Annotated in this window: 17 protein-coding genes, 1 pseudogene and 1 riboswitch; of the genes and pseudogenes, 4 read left to right on the forward strand and 14 right to left on the reverse strand. The window is 39.0% G+C overall.

The genetic code is table 11. The features are described from left to right. The first annotated feature begins 340 nt into the window (after nt 1-340). Nucleotides 341-964: a SafA/ExsA family spore coat assembly protein gene (safA, locus tag N3I35_01610; protein ID MCX8128779.1), complete on the forward strand. Its 624-nt coding sequence runs from the start codon at nt 341-343 to the stop codon at nt 962-964. A 47-nt stretch (nt 965-1011) separates the two neighbouring features. Here the strand turns inward: safA and N3I35_01615 are convergent, their stop codons facing one another. The 4 genes from N3I35_01615 to N3I35_01630 form a co-directional block, all read right to left on the reverse strand. Continuing rightward, a complete protein-coding gene (locus N3I35_01615; protein MCX8128780.1) occupies nt 1012-1920 on the reverse strand; it encodes an FMN-binding protein in 909 nt (302 codons plus the stop codon). Between the two features lie 16 nt (nt 1921-1936). Then, the gene (locus N3I35_01620) at nt 1937-2716 is read right to left on the reverse strand and encodes an EFR1 family ferrodoxin (GenBank protein ID MCX8128781.1); all 780 of its coding nucleotides are present in this window, start codon (nt 2714-2716) and stop codon (nt 1937-1939) included. Between the two features lie 60 nt (nt 2717-2776). After that, the gene (locus N3I35_01625; GenBank protein MCX8128782.1) at nt 2777-3406 is read right to left on the reverse strand and encodes a TetR/AcrR family transcriptional regulator; all 630 of its coding nucleotides are present in this window, start codon (nt 3404-3406) and stop codon (nt 2777-2779) included. 95 nt (nt 3407-3501) lie between these two features. Continuing rightward, nucleotides 3502-3930 carry an EamA family transporter gene (locus N3I35_01630; GenBank protein ID MCX8128783.1) on the reverse strand — a complete coding sequence of 143 codons (429 nt, stop codon included), beginning with the start codon at nt 3928-3930 and terminating at the stop codon, nt 3502-3504. Between the two features lie 295 nt (nt 3931-4225). Between N3I35_01630 and N3I35_01635 the strand changes: the two genes are divergently transcribed. Continuing rightward, the gene (locus N3I35_01635) at nt 4226-5341 is read left to right on the forward strand and encodes a hypothetical protein (GenBank protein MCX8128784.1); all 1116 of its coding nucleotides are present in this window, start codon (nt 4226-4228) and stop codon (nt 5339-5341) included. Nucleotides 5342-5416: 75 nt separating this feature from the next. Here the strand turns inward: N3I35_01635 and N3I35_01640 are convergent, their stop codons facing one another. The 7 genes and pseudogenes from N3I35_01640 to N3I35_01670 form a co-directional block, all read right to left on the reverse strand. Next, nucleotides 5417-6061 (reverse strand): HAD family phosphatase, encoded by a 645-nt coding sequence (locus tag N3I35_01640; protein ID MCX8128785.1) that lies wholly within the window; start codon nt 6059-6061, stop codon nt 5417-5419. A 125-nt stretch (nt 6062-6186) separates the two neighbouring features. Then, a complete protein-coding gene (locus N3I35_01645) occupies nt 6187-7551 on the reverse strand; it encodes a hypothetical protein (protein MCX8128786.1) in 1365 nt (454 codons plus the stop codon). A gap of 22 nt (nt 7552-7573) precedes the next feature. Continuing rightward, nucleotides 7574-8851 carry an FAD-dependent oxidoreductase gene (locus tag N3I35_01650; protein MCX8128787.1) on the reverse strand — a complete coding sequence of 426 codons (1278 nt, stop codon included), beginning with the start codon at nt 8849-8851 and terminating at the stop codon, nt 7574-7576. Nucleotides 8852-8899: 48 nt separating this feature from the next. Next, nucleotides 8900-9072, reverse strand: a riboswitch (Lysine riboswitch). 213 nt (nt 9073-9285) lie between these two features. Continuing rightward, complete coding sequence (locus N3I35_01655) at nt 9286-10722, reverse strand: amidase (protein MCX8128788.1); 1437 nt, start codon at nt 10720-10722, stop codon at nt 9286-9288. Nucleotides 10723-10853: 131 nt separating this feature from the next. Next, nucleotides 10854-11792: an AraC family transcriptional regulator gene (locus N3I35_01660; GenBank protein ID MCX8128789.1), complete on the reverse strand. Its 939-nt coding sequence runs from the start codon at nt 11790-11792 to the stop codon at nt 10854-10856. Between the two features lie 453 nt (nt 11793-12245). Beyond that, a pseudogene (locus N3I35_01665) lies at nt 12246-12602 on the reverse strand (response regulator). Between the two features lie 25 nt (nt 12603-12627). Continuing rightward, on the reverse strand, nt 12628-15105 hold the full coding sequence (locus tag N3I35_01670) for an ATP-binding protein (protein MCX8128790.1): 2478 nt from the start codon (nt 15103-15105) through the stop codon (nt 12628-12630). 178 nt (nt 15106-15283) lie between these two features. Between N3I35_01670 and N3I35_01675 the strand changes: the two genes are divergently transcribed. Beyond that, the gene (locus tag N3I35_01675) at nt 15284-15682 is read left to right on the forward strand and encodes a L,D-transpeptidase (protein ID MCX8128791.1); all 399 of its coding nucleotides are present in this window, start codon (nt 15284-15286) and stop codon (nt 15680-15682) included. A gap of 110 nt (nt 15683-15792) precedes the next feature. Here the strand turns inward: N3I35_01675 and N3I35_01680 are convergent, their stop codons facing one another. Further along, nucleotides 15793-16923 carry a DUF362 domain-containing protein gene (locus N3I35_01680; GenBank protein ID MCX8128792.1) on the reverse strand — a complete coding sequence of 377 codons (1131 nt, stop codon included), beginning with the start codon at nt 16921-16923 and terminating at the stop codon, nt 15793-15795. A gap of 26 nt (nt 16924-16949) precedes the next feature. After that, nucleotides 16950-18281 carry a condensation domain-containing protein gene (locus N3I35_01685; protein MCX8128793.1) on the reverse strand — a complete coding sequence of 444 codons (1332 nt, stop codon included), beginning with the start codon at nt 18279-18281 and terminating at the stop codon, nt 16950-16952. Between the two features lie 347 nt (nt 18282-18628). On the opposite strand from N3I35_01685, the gene N3I35_01690 reads away from it, so the two are divergent. Then, nucleotides 18629-19891 (forward strand): glycosyltransferase, encoded by a 1263-nt coding sequence (locus N3I35_01690; protein MCX8128794.1) that lies wholly within the window; start codon nt 18629-18631, stop codon nt 19889-19891. A 34-nt stretch (nt 19892-19925) separates the two neighbouring features. On the opposite strand, the gene N3I35_01695 is transcribed toward N3I35_01690, so the two are convergent. Then, nucleotides 19926-20291, reverse strand: a complete 366-nt coding sequence (locus tag N3I35_01695) for a hypothetical protein (protein MCX8128795.1) — start codon at nt 20289-20291, stop codon at nt 19926-19928. Nucleotides 20292-20426 lie beyond the last annotated feature (135 nt).

Raw genomic sequence — 20426 nt, forward strand, 5'->3', positions numbered from 1 at the left:
CCTCCAGCTATAAATTTATGTAAATTCAGGTTTTATTCTATCATAATTTATTATTTGCACTTTTATAATCCTTATTAATTTAATTCCTCCGATATGCCAGCTCGATAATTTTTATTTGAACAAAGCGGATACACATGCTGTTGGAACTAAGTCTGCAACAGCTAAGTTCTTATAACTAAACTCATCTAAAAAAACAAATTAGGTTAACTATTCCGGATCGTTTATAAAGAAAATAAATACTGCATTATAAATAATTACTTGACATAAAGTGTGCATTCAAACAGAAAATATTCATGTGTATAAGAATCTTTACTAAACTTTAAAAGAAAGGTGAATATCTATGAAAAGTATAAAAAGATTTTTATTCTTATTACCTCTGTTTGTAGTTTTGTTCACTGCACAGGCACACGCACAGTCAACTACTCACATAGTCCAACCCGGTGACAGTATGTGGAAAATAGCATCAAAGCATCAGATTGGAATAAGTGAAATAATATCTATTAATCCGCAGATTAAAAATCCGGCACTTATATACCCCGGTCAAAAAATATTAATACCAAACATCGATGCCGTTAAGACACAGGAAAATGAGGTTATACGTCTTGTAAACATCGAGAGGGCAAAAGCAGGACTGCAGCCATTAAAAGCAAACTGGCAGGTTTCGAGAGTAGCAAGGTATAAATCACAGGATATGGCAACAAAAGGATACTTTTCTCATACCTCTCCGACTTATGGATCTCCGTTTAGCATGATGGAGAGCTTTGGAGTGAGATTTTCTGCTGCAGGTGAAAATATTGCCATGGGGCAGAGAACCCCCCAGGAAGTCATGAGCGGCTGGATGAATTCACCAGGGCATAGAGCAAATATTATGAACCCATCCTATACCGAGATAGGAGTAGGGTTGGCCAAAAACAGCACTGGAACCAATTATTGGACTCAAATGTTTATAAAACCTTTAGCATAAGCGGCAAATAAAAAATGAGGGCTGGGTAGGTATCCAGCCCTCATTTTTTATTTGCTTTCCGCATCTTTAAATGCATTTTCTACAGCTTTCATAAAAGCTTTACTGGTAGTCGTAGCCCCGGTTATTACATCCGTATTTGCATTCTGGTCTCTTATTATTTTTTTGAATACACCCTCAGCATAGGTTACATAAGGGCTTCTTCTATTATCTACAGACCGGATTCCTGTAATCTTTTTGTCCTTAACGTCTACGTCAACTTTATATATGTAACTTCCTACCTTCGCTTCACCATGGTATGTTCCGTCACTGATATCAGTAAGTTCCGTATCCTGAATGGCCATATTTCTATAACTGTTCAAACGTACCGAGTTATAACCGGAATATATAAGAAGTGCTAATACTAGCGGTAATACCACCGCAAGGATTTTTTTCCTGTTTACGGCTTTAGCACCTTGTCTTTTCCCCCAGGGCTTATTGACTGAAATAAAGATCAATAGCAATACCCCGGCTATCTCACTCAGCGTAAAGATCAAAGCCTTTTGTAAAAACCCGGAGTATTCTGAGCTTAAGGTTGTAGTATTCAATGCCGCATCAGAAATCGATGTCATACCTCCTACGGCTGGACCCAATCCAAACCATGTAACAAGAAACATGCAGATTATTATAGCCCACTTGCCAATTAACCAGAAGTGTTTCAGAAACCCCCATTCTGTAAACAGTTCAAATACAAATGAAGTCACAAGTATTCCAAAAAAACTGTAATTGACTACCCATGTGTATATTTTGAGTATAGCCAAATCCAAAGGAAACACTTCCCCATCAAAAGCACCATACTTTTTAAGCAGCAGCAAAACAAGAACAGATACCAGCCCTCCCGACATACACGCAGCAAACAGCAGATGAAAACCTTTCAGTATCTTTCTTGCAGAAGTATTAAGTGTCCATACTTTTTCCATAGCAGCTCTCCTTTGTTCATTTTCCCATAATTTTACGCCTGATATTTATATCAGGATGGTGGTATCGGTAGACCTCAGTACACTTACCATTATAGCATATAGCTTTTTGGGGACAATAATGGAAACATGCCAGACACATCTCACACTTGCTTTTCCATTCCGGATTTCCATCCACAAGCTCAATATTTCCTACGGAACATACATCTGCACATATATTGCAGCCCGTACAATTTTCATTGACCGAGTAGTACCTGTCAAGAGTATTGACACGCTCGATAAAAGGCTTATTTCTCTTGTCCAGCATAAAGGCAATAGGCTCAAAATCGAATTTTTTTCTGTTCAGGGAAATCAGATTTATTATCCTGTCTACCTGAGTGCTGAAGGTTCCCAGTATTTTTTTCTGCTTATGAGGCTCCGGCACATTTGCAAGAGTGAAATCATTCATTGGCATATGTATATATGCCCCCATATCAAGCCTCATACCTTTTATACGCAGTAAGCGTTTCATTTGTCTGATAGCTCCCCCAACCAGCGGCCACCCTCTGGTAATAACTGTATATGTATAATCCGTCTCTTTTAGTTCAAGCTTGTTTATAAACTCCTGAACTATCTTTGGCAAACCTAGATAATACAAGGGGAAAATGAAACCTGCCCGTCGGCCTTTAAACTCATACCTCCCTTGTAGGACGGCATCAGCTATGGACACCAATTCACAATCACCTATGCCTTCGCATATCTTTTCAGCAGCCCTTAGTGAATTCCCGGTGCCGCTGAAGTAAAATACCAAATCTCCCATATTGGATCTCTCCCTTTCAAAAATACCCCAGCCTGTGAATTAAGAACAACTTATACACTTTCAGGGTGTAATCCATGGTCTTAACACCTCAATCATTCCTGATAAGTGGTATTTATTGATAATTCTCAAATCATTCGTTATTTTTTCTACACTTGAGTTCTGGCGCATGGTTCCGGAATATATATTAATCAGATTCTCAAACAATACTCTTAATATTGGCACTAAATCATGTACTAAAAAATACTGCCCCTCATCTGAATTCATATAATTTCTTTTTACTGTTTCTATCAGAAAATCTACCAAATCATCTTTAAAATTTTCATATTTGGTTTCTTTTCCATGTTCAACAAGTATGATAAACTGATGTCTGTGTTTTGCCAAAAACCGGATAAACTGCTCAGTAGCCTCAAGATAGGCAGTATCAGTTTTATGTCCCTCAAGACCTTTATCTCTGGCAACAGTCAGCTTCATAAACAATTTTGCTTTAAATTCATTTACAAAGCCTTCAGGCATTATTGAATAGAACAATTCATCTTTGTTTGAATAATATCTGTATATATTTCCAACTGAAATCTTTGCGTTTTTTGCTATTTCAGACATTTTGGCATTAATATAACCCTCGCGCAAAAATATCTGTATAGCAGCATTATCAATTTTTTGCTTAATTTCATCTTTCTTATACTGGGTCACTTTTTTTCACCTGGCCAATAATGAATATGTCATTCACTTTTATTATACCTAACCTGTTACAATTTGTCAAACAGCCCTGCCAGGAGCAATTATGCTTACTTCCTGCTGACCAGCACCAATCCTACAATACAAAGAATAATCCCTAATATGTTCACAGGTTTCAAATGCTCCTTAAATACTGTGATACCCACAGGAATCAGTATCATTGCAACAATAACATTAGCCAGTACGCCGGCTGTACTGATATTCCACCCCGCTCTGAAAGCCAGCAGGAAGCCCATCTCCAATCCTACTATAGCTACTCCGAGGAAAACGCTGGTCCAGTTCAACCTTTTGAACGAATCCAGCATGCCTTCATTGTTCGGATAAAAGGGCAGCACTACCAGACAAGTTATCATTGCGGTTAAATAAGTTACGGCAAGAGATAGCAGCGGATTTGCGTTGTGTGGTATGGATTTTTGAATAAAGTAATAAAAAACATTAGATATTATAGCCAGAATAATTGATACATAATATACCCACATGATTATATCCTCCTGTCTTTTTGTTTGTTATAAATAAACCTCTGTTCCGGTTGATTATGGCATTTGTTTTTCAAAAGCCTTTATCCGAATAGTATCGGCATAATGAATAGACAGTTAATTAATATTAATCCCTGCATTTCTTTAAAACCAAATTTTACATTTTTGTTACAACCCGATATCACAGAACTTTTTCCGGAATTTCCCGTCTAAAAGAATAAGTCAAGAATTCATATAAGCCTGGTAATTTCTATCATAGTAGAATTCATAAATAGTAAGATCGGAAGGAGTCAAAAAAATGAAGTATAAAACAGCTTTCATAATTATATTCTTATTTTCTATCTATGTCTATACAGGTTGTTCAAGCAATGCATCAGATAATTCTGTGGAAAACAGTTTATCTCCCGGCACATCCGCCACCACAAGCACAAACTCAAATATGCCTGAACGTACTTCTCCAGAAGAAGCAAATCAGAATACCGTTTCCTCACAGAATGTGGATAATACCGAGGAGTACGCCTCCGGAATAAAAACAGATACCGGAACATTCAGCGGGGCAATAGACAGCAATTTTATAGAGATCAAAATAAGCGGTGTACCGGATGAAAAAGCTGCAAAAGCATTTATGCTAAGTGAAAATATTAAAGAAGATTTCAAAACAGACGGTTTCGAACCTGGCAATACGGTAAAATTCATCTATATACTCAACCAGCATAACCAACCTGTCATACTGAAAATAGAAAAACTGAATTCACAAAGCATAAGAAGAGAGGAAAATAATAGAAAGACCAAGGCATACCTGCGCCCCGGATCGGATTACTTTATCTATCCAGAAGCCCAGCCCACACTGCTTAGTGCAGCCGTAAGCTTAAAACAGGGAAAGGAAATAAAAATACTAAAAACAGATGGCGACTGGGTAAACATAGAGCAGGAAAAACTCACTGGCTGGATTCCTAAATGGTATATCTCCTCTGATGACAGTACGCCTACAAAACCTGTTTCATCAAAACCGAAAGTACTAACAAAAAATACAGAAGGAAGGCTGTACCCAGACGGAGCCGGAATTAAACTTTTGGAGAAAGGCAGGCTGTTAACTCCGGTTATGCAATGGAATGACTGGTATCAGGTCAAAATAATCGTATATGATATCCCCGCTGTGCAATATGCATGGATACCCATGAAAAACCTGGCTGAGGTTGGCAAGGCTTTATGTATCGAAGGGTATCTCAAAGCAGGCACTCCGGTGCACGAAGTCCCGGAATTTGATGAAGTCTCAGCAAGCCCGGCAAAAGCAATCGGCTACACTATGCCGGTATATATTTCAAATGAAAGAGAAGGCTTTATCCGTGTAAATGCGGCAGGAGGCTGGTCTGCCTGGACCAAAAAAGAAAACCTGGTGTTTGATGCAGATTAATAGGAATAGATGGATTAAAGGCTCAGCTCAACATTCTGAGCCTTTAATCCATCTGAAATCAGGTATAAAACATAATTATTCAAACTTTATTTTTATATGTTGTCTGGCTTCATTCAAGTCAAAGGCTCTAAAATCTGCAAAACTGAAATCCTGCTTATTCGTATATTCTGAAGGGACTGCTATTACATAGCACCCTGCCTTTTTGCCGGCAAGAGCTCCATTGCTGGAGTCTTCAAGTACCAAACATTCACCCGGAGTAACATTAAGCTTTTCTATGGTTTTCAGATAAATTTCGGGATCAGGTTTTCCGTTAATGATCTCGTCCGAGGTTTGTATTACATCGAAATAACTCTCTATTTTCAGCCTGTCCATAATGATTTTCACAAACCTGGCAGGAGAGCCTGTAGCTATTGCAAGCCTGAATCTATTCTCAAGTCCGTGCAGCATCTCAAATAGGCCGGGCATAGGCACAACTTCATTTATGAGCTTTTGTTCAAACGCGTCATCTCTCATCTTTAATATTTCTTCGACAGGTAAGGCCAGACCAAGATCATCTGCGTAAATCTGCATGCATTCCAACGGCTTCCTGCCCATCATTTTCCACAAAGTTTCGTCCTTTACTTCTTTACCAAAGCTTTTAGCAAGCTGCCTTTCAGTATCAAAGTATAGTCGCTCAGTATCTATCATCAAACCATCCATGTCAAAAATAACTGCTTTCATGTTAATCCATCCAGTTCTGTTATATTTAGCCCTTACAATTATATATTCTAATAATGTTCCTGTCTACCGGCCAGAAATATGGGGTACATTTTCTAATACGACCCAGGTTATTACAATTGCCTGTCCTACAACAGTATGATTGCTACTATTACTGTTGCTGCAAATCCAAGCATTACAGGAATCAAATTCTTCCTTGCCAGCTCTACAGGGTCTACTCCGCATATTGCAGCTACAGGAATCACGCTCCATGGAATTATGGTTCCGCCTCCTACCCATATAGTAGTTATCTGACCAAGAGCACCCAAGGTTGCTTTATCAATCCCTATTGCAGATGAAAACGTTTGTGCAAGTGAACCTATTAGCGGCAATCCGGAAAAGCCCGAACCATCCAGCCCGGTAATTCCTCCTATAGTTGCCTGTGTAATCGCTACAGGTATAGTTGATATGGGAATGCTGTTTGACAGGTATACGCCTATATCAGAAAGCAATCCGGTTGCGTTGGCTCCCAGTATTTCTTTAGCCGTACTTTCACTGCCCAGAAAGAAGAACGCGCCTATTACTATAACAGGTGCAAATATTTTGATACCAAACATGAATCCGTCTTTAATATACTCAGCAGTCTTCTCGAGAGAACCGACAAGCTTATGCTGAATCAAAGCAACCGCCGTCATCAGTATAACTGCAGTTCCACCTACAAGAGCTGTTGCATCTCCACCCTTTAAATCATATTTATACATAAGTATCATGTCAGCCAGAAATGCTACCGGTGTAATAACTGCAACAAAGTAAGTTCCTGGTTTTACATTTTCTTTTTTCAAACCCGCACTTGGTTGTGATTTTTGAACAGTCTTATTTTTTAGATCTTTTCTCATAAAAATAAAGGCTGTTAAGACAGTTACAACACTCATTGTAACCCATAAAGGCAAACTCGCCCTCATTATCTCCATAGTGTTTTGTATGCCAGCTGCCTTTGCTGTTATGGAGGGTGCCCCCTGTATAAAGTAATCACTGGATAATCCGATTCCGTGACCGAACAAATTCATCGCAACAGCTGCCCATATGGCAGGTAATCCTGCACCTATCGCTGCCGGCAGCATGATAGCCCCAACCATTGCTACTGCAGGAGATGGCCATATGAACCATGAAATAATCAGCATAACAAAACCAAGCACCCAAAAAGCTATATTTCTGCTTACCATTAACCTCTTTACAGGACTCATCATAAGCTCATCTGCTCCAATATCCTTTAAGGCTTTAGACATTGCAACCACGAGAGATATGATAACTATAATACCCAGAAATTCTTCTCCTGACGCTATCAATGAATTGTATATTACCTGAACTGCTTTTAGCAGATTTCCCGTAAATGCAAATCCGATGGCAAATAAACCGACAATACAAGGTAGTACTATATCCTTTTTAAACGCCATGGTTATGATAACAATCAAAACCATTAATACATAGATTAAGTGTAGCACTCCCAAGTGCATTAAAATAACCCCCTGAATTATGTTATATTACCCTTTCCGAAAAAATACCCAAAGCACCTGCTGCTTTGACTCTTTCATATATCAGTTCTTCATCAGTGGTATACATGCCAAGCGTTTTCATCCGCTCAAAGTATACTGACCCCGAAAACGTATATTTTTTTGACATACCCTCTTCCGTAGCCATAGTCTCTTTTACGTAAGCAATCGCATCACCGGTTGCCAGGGCACCAGGGATCTGAAACAGCGGTTTATTCGCACAAAACCTTACACTGTTATGACCTGCTAAAGTACCAGTTACTATTGCCTCTGTATGACCAACCAGGAGTCCCGCTTTTTCTCCACAGCAAAACAGGTTGTGTATCCCTTGTACCTTTAAGAAATTATCCCTGGGAGCCATTGCAAAGTATCTCATTGAATTACCCAATCCGCCTGCATATGGATCTTCATATCTGGCATTTTCAAAGCCAGGTATCTTCCTAAGATTTTCCAAATCAAAATATGGTGCCATAAGCTTTGCATGTCCTGTATCAAGAAGTATTATGTTATCCTTAAACTCCTTCAATGCATACTGCTGACAGGCCTTAACCCCAAGATGATCTTCCGCAAGCTCCTCGGGTACCGGAATAACAGCAACACCATTCCGATTCAGTTCCATTTGTATTGCTTTTGACAACGACTCTTTATTAAGTTTACAGGAACCGCTCATAGCACCCAGAGAACCGTCCTGTTTCTTACCCACCAGCTCGTCTATTCCTGCCAGACCGGTCAGGCTGATTCTTCCTCCAAAACTATGGCATCTGATTATGCACATAGCACAGCCGTTTCCATATTTAGTGCAGTTTTTTACAGGACCCGCTGTGCCTGTAGCGTCGATATAGACATCCCCGCTGACAGAATTCCCATTACTATCCGTAATGCCCGCTATAGCTCCCTCCTGAATACTCAATTTCTTAATCCTTGTTCTAAAACAGATTTTAATGCCCAGTTCCGACAAATAATTTAGGACTGCTCCATGGATTGCGGATATGTCATAAAGGCTTGCATGTCTATGCCCAGGGAATTCAACATCCCTGTGTCTGGAGTTCCCGTCACATAGCCTGAACAGATCACCGCCTCCCATAGCTATCATCTCTTCTGCAGCTGTATACCTTCCGTTATTTCTCATTATACCGCCAACTAAACCTGTGCCAAGCAGCATATCAGTTTTTTCAACCAGAAGAACCTCTGCTCCTGCTTTTCTTGCGCTTACAGCAGCTGCACAGCCTGCCCATCCTCCTCCAACTACAACAATCCCAGCCATAAATCTCTCCCCTGAATAATTTCCTAGTCAATATTAAAGGCGAATGGATTAACCAATCGCCATCTTATTTTTAGTTACATGTTAAGCCAATCTGCTGTGCCAACCAAGCCGGAATCCAAGAGAATTTTCCGCTTTCGGGACCATCCCCTTCCAGCAAGTTTCATTGAATACTCTTATTTCTCAACTTGTTTACTCTTGTCTGGCCTGCCTCTATCATTATTTAGTTTACATAAATAGTACCCTATTGAATTGTTTTGTGTCAATAACTATACTTACCAGTTAACTTAATGCGTTGTGCCAGCTTCAGATGAGATTACATAGTGAAGAAGCCTAATTAAGTTGTTAACGAAATTAAGAAAAGATAAATGGATATATGTCAAAAATCCGGGTTTATCCCGGATTTTTGACATATATCCATTTATTGTAACATTATACTAAAGTTGAGGATTTCTGAAAGAGTCTGCAATATCAGAAAGAACCTGAGCAATTGAAAGCAATTTCTGATCACTGAACCGTTTCCCCACTAATTGTACTCCTATAGGCAGACCTTCACTGGAAAACCCGACGGGAATTGTAACAACAGGACTGCCTGTAACGTTGAAAGGTATTGTAAACCCCATATTTGCAGCAGCATAGTTAACCTCAGTACCATCTACATTTATGCCTTTTTTATAAACAGGATTAATGCCAATATAGCTGTCAGCCTTCATATGAGTAAAGGCAGGTGTAGCAGTAACCGGACAAACAAGTACATCCCAACCCGAAAAAAGCCCTTCTATTTGCTTTACTAGCCCATAACGGATTTTTTCGGCTTCCAGATACTTTTTCATACTCATATCAAAATATTTCTTCCTACCCAGATATCTTGCCAGAAGCCGGAACACGGCCGGTATTTCTGCACCTATGACAGTATAGAAAAATCTGAGGAAAACATTCCTTGCCGCATTAAAATCAAAATCTTCTTTGTTTATCTTTTTTGTTTTTATCCCTCTTGCCTTCAATTTTTCAATAAAACCCTTAATTGCTTGAGAAGTATCGTTTGATGCTGTAAGTCCGCCCGGATTATCAGTCCATGCAACACGTATATTGTTCAGGTCAAAAAGCTGTTCTGTGTTGATATTTACGGGAGCTACGTCGATTTCTTCTTCATCCGGCCCAGCAATAATACTTAAGCCCAATTCCAGATCCCTTATTGATCTTGCCATAATCCCAACCCTCATAAAAGAACGCAAAGTCCCATATGCCTGCTTTCCTGTGAGAATACCGGTATTTGGCACCAGCTTTTCCGTTGGGACAAGGCTATAAATGCCGCAAAAATGCGATGGTATTCTTACTGACCCCAGCAGATCATTACCTATATCCATAAATGACATTCCCGAAGCTACCGCAGCAGCACTTCCCCCGCTGCTTCCACCTGCTGTACGTTCAAAATCCCATGGATTATTTGTTCTTCCGAACAAAGGACTGTCTGTCTGGCAATCCATTGCCAACTCGGGAAGGTTTGTCTTTCCCAGAATAATAGCCCCTGCTTCTCTGAGACGTCTGACAACTGTAGCATCTTCTAAAGGTATATTATTCTCATAAGCTTTGTGGCTTGATGTAGTACGCATTCCTGAAGTCTCGAAAACGTCTTTAATAGTAACCGGAACTCCATGAAGCGGGCCTGTTTTCTTATTCTGCCTGACAAGATCATCCGCTCTTCCGGCCTCTTCGAGTACTTTCTGGCTATCGTATGTAACCACTGCATTAATGTCTTTGTTAAGTTTTGAAATCTGGTTAATAACTGAATTGGCTACATCTACTGACGTAACCCTGCCCTGCCTTATTTTTTCTCCTATCTCATAAGCAGGCTCAAACTTCAAGTTCTGCATAAATAAACCTCCTGTCAAGTATTATAGCTTTAGCATGATAAAAGCGCCATCCATGCACTTTATAGTGAAATTATCACATATAAAAACATAAAGGCGCTTTTCAATTGTTGCTAAATATTATACAAATCTTGCTAAAATGGTTTTATAGGTATGCAGAATTCCATTATGACGTTACCGGTCTCCCTGTCTGTTCTGTAAAACTCCACACAGGGCTTATCATCCGGAAGGTAACCGTTTGTCATCATCCAATAGCCGTATATGTAATCAATTGTTTGAAAGAAAATCCTGCTAAATTCTGCATCTTCTCTCCCAAAGCAATATGAAAGATATCGGCCGTTTGCATTGACTTTTCTGACCCCTGCCACACCATCAGCCTGGATACTTTCCGGAACAGTTATACAAATATCATACCGGCATTCACTTAACGGAATCACTTCGGGACTGTCAAGTGTTATGCCGATTATCTGCATATCGTCATTTACTAAATCCCTGGCTTTTGCCCAAACAAACAACATCTGGAATGAATTCTCTATTGCTGTACTTTTATACTCTTCCGAAAGTCCTACATTGCGTACATATGCTACATTGAAATCCGGCAAGGAAATAACCCGGATTTTTCTATCTATATCACTGTCTTCCTTTCCATGTATACCTACTGCTTCCCTATGACTTAATGCTGAGCTATCTATTAGCTTTCGTCTGCTCATTTTGCTTTTGACAAACTGAGTAGGGCTGGTTTTAAAATACGCTCTAAAAGATCTGGAAAAATCCGAGTGTGAAGAAAATCCAAACTCAAGTGCTATCGCAGTGACAGTGGCACCAGGACTGTATAAAAGCTTGTTAGCTGCCGCTGTCAGCTTTCGCTTCTTAACATAATTGCTTACACTGTCACCCACTATAGAATGAAATATACGATGAAAGTGATATGGTGAAAAGCAAGCTATATTAGCCAGATTTTCTACCGATAGCTCCAAACTTAAGTTATTATCAATAAACTCCAGTACTTTCGTGATACGCTTAATGTATTCACCTCTGTACTTCATTTCTGAATCCGGTTTAATTTTACTCATTCTAATCCCTTCCATAAAATACCACACGAGAGATTTATCTGTGGGTAATCCCTACTCTATCCGTACAATCTGCCCATACTGCTCATTGAAAAACTCCTTGAGCTCTTTATTTTGTGAAATGAAATTTACACTCCCCCCAACCTGCTTTATCTGAGAATACAAATCGATTATTGAACTGAGTACTTCTGTCTCCATTGATTGTAACTCAGCAAAATCAAATACTATATTCAAGGGTTTAATGAAAAGAAACCCTTGAACCGCATTACACAGAGACTTTACATTTAGTTTGTCAAGGTTGTTTTGCATTTTAATATAAAATGTTCCATTATCATTTACGACAGTGAAAGAAGGCGTATCAACGCCAGCTTCTGGCAGTTTTGTACTGTTTCTGCAGTTCTCTGAGGAAACCTTCACATTCTCTACCTTTGCTCTTTTTGCATTTGCTTCTTCCCTCAGTACCTTATCTATTGTTTCTACAAGCCTCGAATATTCTGCAGGCTTTAGTATATAGTTTTTGGCACCGCATTGAAGCGCCATCAGAACCATATGCTTTTGAGCAATGGCACTGACCATGATGATCCTTGCATCAGGATATTCTGCAATAATTTTTTTGACCGCACCTATACCATCAAGATTCGGCATTGTAATGTCCATCATTACCAAATCCGGTCTGTACTTTTCATACTCCTTGAATGCTTGCTCTCCGTCTTCTGCTTCTGCTATGACATTATGACCTGCTTCGAGCAGCATTGTGATTATCTTTTTCCTCATGACTGCAATATCATCAACAACAAGTATATTTGCCACCAGCCATCCCTCCGTTATATCTCAACAATTATTCTATGAATGTTTTTTCTGATAGTATAAATCCTATATTAAGAGTACCCCCGGAAAATCTGATTTCCATATTCCATACATAATATGACGGATATTTTGCCGAACTGTTCTTTGCATCAATAATAAAAGGTTTATCAAGCACTACCAGATCATCAAAACCCTCAAACAAATTTGCAGCATTACCTGTAATTATATTAGTAAATTCCAAAAGCGATTCTTCAAAGTACTTCTCTTTTCCACCATCTTCCGGGATATCGGAGCAAAATGCTTCAAACACACTTTTTGCCAATTCCTCATCATACCCCAGTATTAACCTGCCTTCCACAACACCCCGTAAAAGCGTAAAAACATTATAACCCTTGAGCGAAAGACTCCCTGTCTTGTCCTGCACGATACTGCTTTCCGATACAAAGTCCAGCCCGGTTTGGCACTTGACCTGCTCTTTTGCTATTACGGATACGGGAATCAGTATATCCTGTATTTTAATTCTGGGAGAACACGAATAATTACTAAAAGGTAAAACAAAAAGAAATTCTGTCCCGGCTCCGGCTTCAGTATGAACCGAGATACTGCCTCCCAACTTCTCAACTTCAGCTTTAACTGCAGCAAGGCCCATTCCCCTTCCGGAAAATTCTGTTACACTATCTCTTGTAGAGAAGTCATCACTAAATATCAGTCCCATAATTTCTGCATCAGGTATGCCATATGCCTCACTTCTGCTAAATAACCCCTTACCAATGGCTTTTTCCCTGATACTGTTTACATTAATTCCACAACCGTCATCAAATATCCTGATGCAAAGGTTCTCTTCCTGTACTTCTACACTACAGCCAATATTGCCGTAATCGCTTTTGCCGTGTTCCAACCTGTCATCAGGTAATTCTATACCATGATCCACAGCGTTTCTAAAGACATGAACCAGCGATTTGACAAAGTCTTTATATTTTCCACTGTCAACCAGTACATCCCCCCCCTCAAGGGTCAGAGGGTATACCAGCTTTCCAAGCTTGTCCGAAAGCCCTGTAGTATAATCACAATAAGAACCAAGCATTTCTTTAAACGATCTGTATTTATATTGACGTATATAAGGAAGCATCTGCATATATTCAGATGGTGTCAGCATCCTGGACATCTTTTCCTCTGCCTCTAAAAGTTTGGATTTATCCATAACCGCAATATTGTTCAGACTATAATATGAGCCGTTCAATACACTCTTAATAACGCTCAGGTCTGAATCTATGCGCTCCTGTATCCTTAAGCCGCTGCAAAAACAGGTAACATCTTCAAGAGTCAAGCCGCTTCCCTTGTTTTCAAGTTCATAAAGCCGATCCTCCACATTATGAAGGTATCTCACAGCATTATTCATATGAAACATGCCTAAACTGCCTTTGATAGTATGTATCTTCCTGAAAACCATGTGCATGATTTCATGGACAGATTTGTTCATTGCGAGTATTTCATTCATTTCAACACTGGTAAAGTAACGGCTGCCGCCCAGCACTTCATCAAAATCATTATAATTTGTAATAGCCTTAACTACCATTTTCAAAGAGTTTTTTTCCTGTTCCATCTGTTTGAGGAGGTTATCCCTCTCAGAAACGTCGGTCAGGATTATCAGCATTTTATTTTTAGTTTTTTGAAATGCATCGTTAATAACCTTATATTCGATCTTTATATGTTTGGATCCAAGCTTTGCAAAATCAGGCAAAAGAGGAATCAGAATCTCGCTCTTACTGCTGTCACTATTCTTCAAAATACTGACTAAAGCGTTATCCACTAAATCTTTCTGTTCCTGGCTGCTGCCAGCCATTATAAGGTCTGTGAATTTATGACCCTTTATTCCCTTCTGAAAAATTCTGTCACATTCCATGCTGTATTCGCTTTCAATAGCCAGATCCTCACCGAAAGTAAGAAACCCTTGCCCTGCATTATCCAAAAGGTTTTTCACAGCACTTGTCTTGATCGATACCATTTGCTCCAAAAGCTCGTTTTTCCCGATTTCCTGGTGATAATCTCTTTCAAGAAGGCTATACAAATGCTCAATTTCCTTATGCGATGTCTCAAGCTGCAAAAATCTTTCCTCCAGTTCATCTGACAAACGCTTTTTTTCCAAACCGTTTTTTATGACCTTTACTAAAGCATTATTATCCCATGGCTTTTCCATATAATAATACAGACCAAGTTCATTTATTCCTTTAATTGCATTTTCCTTGTCTGCATAACCTGTCAGGATAATAGTAACGGCCTTGGGGCATCTGACTTTTGCTTCCCTCAGAAACTCCAGTCCATTCATTTTAGGCATTGTAAAATCAGAGATAATCATATCTATTTTATTATGTAAAAGTTCTTCAGATTCAAGTGCGACTACAGGATCGTTACTACATATTACATTACATTTCAGAAACACCTTTATCAATGTGGAAAGAGACCTGGTAATTATACTTTCATCATCCACAACAAGAATGGTACTGCTCATACCGCAGTCCTCCTAATTAGAAAATAAACACGAATAACGCCGATAAAACTATTCTAACATAGAGAAACAATGTTTTAAACATAATTTTAGCGTTATGCAAACTTATATAAATTAGCTGGCACAACAGGCTAAGTTGTTAGAATACTATGTAATGAAGAAAGCATTTGGAGGTAATATTATGTTCCCATATTCTTTTCCATATTTTTTTCCATATTTCTTTCAGCCTGATACCTTCATAACCAGAGCGACATACAAAATTACTATAAACACTGGTACGCGGACGCTCACCCTTTACAAAGACGGCAAGTGGTTCAAATCCTATCCTGTCGCTGTTGGCAAACCGTCTACCCCAACACCCAAAGGTAACTTCACCATAGTGAATAAGGCATACAAGCCGGGAGGGCCATTTGGTGAGCGCTGGCTGGGCCTCAACAAGCCAGGCTATGGTATCCATGGAACAAACAATCCCGGCAGCATAGGAAAGGCTGTGTCAAACGGGTGCGTAAGACTATACAACAATGATATCATTGAACTTTATAATCTGGTGCCCATAGGAACAGCCGTAACCATAATGTAAACATATAAAACCGTCTTTTCTTAACTATGAGGTTAAGAAAAGACGGTTTATTCATACTTTCAGAATTAATTCAACTTGTGTGATAGTTGGTTTAAATTGCGTCCCATTATTCAGTCAATTTGCACAAGCTCGTAATCAAGGCTTCCCAGTTTCAGTTCTTCAGCGTGCTTTAGAGTCACAAACCAATCAATCCCCGGGTATATTATTTTGAATTTATCACTATGCTCCCCGGCACTGTGACTGCAGTTTTGCTGAATGTTATCGTCAAGGGCACTCCCTTTTATTTCAGGTGCATTGTTTACCATATCAACACATGCCTTATCCAGTGCAACAGGATCATAGGAAGCTGCTATCCCGATATCCGGTACGATAGCAGTATCATTAAACCACCAACAGTCGCAGTTGGGTGATATATTCATTATAAAGCTTATGTGGAAAGCTGGTTTATCTTTTATTGCTGCATATGCATACTCAGCTATCTTTTCTGCAGCTATATCGGCAGCCTCATTGAATTGTATGACAGCCGCATCATACAGACAGGCAGATACACACTGTCCACACCCGATACATTTCACCATGTCAATTTGTGCCTTTTTATTATTGAAATAAACAGCATCCTGAGAACAGCTCTTTGCACACTGTCCGCACCCGATACATTTCTCTTCGATCATAACAGGTTTCGAAGAGGAATGCATTTCAAGCTTTCCGCATCTGGAGCCACATCCCATGCCAAGGTTTTTTACAGCTCCACCGAAGCCTGTCATTTCATGTCCTTTAAAATGGTTAACAGTGACTATGATATCTGCATCTGCAATAGCTGTGCCTATTTTAGCAGTCTTCACATGCTTGCAGTCAATTTCAACCTCTCTTTGATCGGTTCCCTTAATCCCATCTGCGATAATAACATTACAACCTACCGATATAGGATTAAAGCCGTTTTCAGCAGCAGTCTGAAGATGGTCAACAGCATGGGACCGCTTCCCTCTGTATATGGTATTTGTATCCGTAAGGAAAACAAGTCCCCCAAGGCTTTTTAAATAATCCGTAATCCTTCTTACATAGTTTGGTCTGATAAACGCTAGATTCCCTGGCTCTCCGAAATGCATTTTTACGGCAGTAAACTTTTTATCAAAAACTATTTTTTCCATTTCCGCCTTTTTCATAAGCTTGTCCAGTTTCTGAAGAATATTCTGATCCGGCCTTGTCCTGAAATTTGTAAAATATACTTTTGATTTCCCCACAACACGCACCCCTCTTTTTTATTTAGCTAAGAAATAAGTTTTGAAATCCCGAGTTCACTTTCTTCCACCAATCTGTCCATAAAACTGCAAAGATCAGTATACACATCTTCTATCTGCTCTTCCGAATAGTCACTTATCCTGTACATAAATACAAACAGCAGGTTTTCCTTACCCGTTTGCTCTATCACCTCCAGTTGGAGTGAAAGAGTCGGAGCAATAGGGGCTCTGCCTGAATGTGCAGCTATATAGTCAGTTTTAAAACCGTCTACTATAATATCCGGATAGATATAGCAATTAACTGCTGTCTGGAAAAAATTCCTGTACCCTCTCGCAGCAAGCCCCATATCCTGCTTGAGTAATGCAAGAGGGTATTTTCTATTTTTTATACATGCAGTATAACTGGTACTGACATCATCTACAAATTCGTTGAAAGGAATATTATCCTCAATCTTAATTCTTACAGGAATGGCACTTATGCAGTTACCGACCAGGCTCTTACGCTTACCTAGCCTGTTGTGAGTATACGTGCCAAGCATTATGTCTTTTTGCCCTGCTGCCCGATATATATATAAAGCCATAACCGATATAAAAAACTTAGTAAGAGATACTCTTTTATTGCTGCAATATTCTTTGATTCTTACAGATAAATCCTTATTAAGAAGAAAAACCTTTTTGCCGCATATCATTGGCCCAGTAAGAGCAGCATACGATGATTCCGGGAAATCTGACAGCATTTTTCCCCAGAAATCCTTTTCCTCCCTAAACTTCTCTGAATTCAAATATTTGAATTCTTCATCCATATAATCAAAATATGAGCATTCTACAGTATCATCTACTGAGATTCCATTCTTCAGCTTTGTATATATCTCGCAGGTTTGCATGGCAAACAAGGCCGCTGACCATCCGTCTGCATTAAGATGATGCAACTTTGCTACAAGACCACATACATCTTTCTTTATTCTTACTATAGCAAAGTAGAAAAGCTTGCTTTCAAGAAGTTTGAATCCTCTTCTGAATTCATATTCCAACCAGTAATCAAATTGCTTTTCCGGATCCTTTTCCCCACTGAAATCATATGAGTCAACTTCAAACTCCTCATACTGCTCAATATATTGAAACGGCTCCCCGTCCTTCTCAATATATTGTATCCGCATACTGTCATTTTTTTTAACAAATATATTCAAAGCCTTTTTGAAAATATCAAAATCCACATCTCCATATATCCTGACATGCCCACCTATGACATCCCGTCCAGCGGTTCCCAGTGAGGGATCATTAATAAAATTCTGCTCATAATCCCAATTCATCCTTTGTGCATAAGTCAGCGGGTAACATTTTATTCCCTTGTAAGTGATCATAACACGAATTCCCCCTGTTGAAACGGATAGTACAGCATCTTCATACCTTAGTGCAAACAAATATTACACACGAATATATTTCCATTTTAATACATTATTTCCTAATCATTGTACATTAATTTCCATAATATGTCTACTTTTTTTATCTTTATCTTGACATACGATACTAATTTATTGTATTCTGTATGTAAATATTTTACATTTATGGTCTGTGTTTTACAATCTATTTGCAAATAATTGTTTTTATCGGAAAATTTGATTCTTTAACTCCCTTTTAGTTTGATTATTCTAATCCAAGAAAAACTACATTGTCGATAATGCATTTCAGAAAAGGATGTGAGCTGATCATGAGAATTGCTATAATATCAGAAGGCTATCTGCCTGAACTAAACGGCGTATGCATAAGTTTGCATGAAAGACTCAAGTGCTTTTCAAGGCTTGGCTATGAGGTACAGGTGTACATACCTGATTACAGCCATTTAAGTGACCAATACCCGGATTACAAGTCTCATTTGGGAAGTGTTATGCCGGGAATTACAGTAATACCCTATCCAAGCAAGTTATTTGCCCCAAGGCGGATGTGTTTTGCAAAACCTAACTCTTTCAAGACTGTTGAAAGCAGTATCAAACTGTTTAGTCCTGACATAATACACGTGGAATGTCCGGAAAGGCTTTTTTCAGGTTTCTTAACAAGGCCTGGGATAGCCCTGGCAAATAGGCTTAATATTCCCGCAACCGCTTTTTACCATACAAACTATATTCCTTGTATAAAAGAATATAGTGGCGGAATCTGCTTTTTCAGTCTCCCTAAAATCGAAATACTGCTGAAAAAGATAGTCGCATGGATTTACAACAGCTATAAACTGACCATGGTCCCTTCTAAAACATCAATGGCCTATCTCAAGAACTGTGGTATAAAAAACTGTATTCAAGGCCGGTTTCTGGGAGTTGATAAAGATAAATTCAAAAACAGAATCCATGATATTGGTATTGAAAAGAAAATAAGCTCACTGCGTAAGAAAACTAAGATTCTATACGTTGGCAGAATTGATAAGGAGAAGCAAATAAGCAATCTTATAAAGGTATTTGATGCTGTAAGAAAGAAAAGTAATAATAAATGCGGTTTTATAATAGTTGGTGGGGGTGAAGAAGAACAAAAGGTTAAAACCTGGGCCTCAAAGCATGATGATGTAGTTTTTGCCGGACCTGTAAGCAATAGTGAGACAAGTCTGTATTATTCCATAGCCGATATATTTGTTACTGCATCTCCCATAGAGAATTATCCCCTTACAGTATTGGAAGCAATGGCAAGCGGTATCCCTGTAGTAGGCCCTGATCAGGGAGGAGTGGGTGAACTGATACAGCATGGCAAAACCGGCTTGTCGGTTAAACCTTACAGCGTAAAAGCTATAGCAGACTCTATATTACAACTTGTAAACAATGCAAGTCTGCGTAAGGAAATGAGCAGGAATTCCCTGCTGGCAGTAAATGATTTCTCATGGGAAAATTCAGCACTAAAAATGATAAACGTATGGCAGAGTTTACTTAGAGATAAGGGAAAAGTACCAGATATGGACTATGTAAGCCAATCAGCCGGAATCCAGCTTTAATGATTCAGTAATAATTAATAGTTAAATAAATTGTCTATCTGATAAGATAAATAATGCTGCCTAACAAAGAAGCAAGTCCTAACAAAATAATAGACTTGTTGAATCTGTCGGTTTTGCGCCTGTGCCTCAATATATTGAATATCATGGCTATGGTACAGAGCAGGAAAAGTAATATCATTAGAATGAATGAATACCTCAGGAGGTCCTCATCCCAAGTTTTGCGAAGCTTAACATTAAATAGCCTGTCAAAGAAGTTTTCCACTCTTGGCTTAGCTTCTGAAATAATAAATACTACCGATATGATGATAAACCAGCCTATTATCCCGGTCCATTTCACCCATTTGGTAAGCATGTCGGGTCCCTTGCGTCTTTCAACAAAAATCCGCCTGTTTCCACTCATCTAATCACCCTCAGCATTTACTATTGAATTAGCTTGATAATTTTTGCCGATAGAAGATTTGCATAAAAGTCAAATACAATCCCATTATATTCTAGTCTCCAAATTATAGTCAACTATATCTTAACCATTAATATA

The sequence above is a fragment of the Clostridia bacterium genome (assembly GCA_026414765.1).
Taxonomy (GTDB): domain Bacteria; phylum Bacillota; class Clostridia; order Acetivibrionales; family DSM-27016; genus SKW86.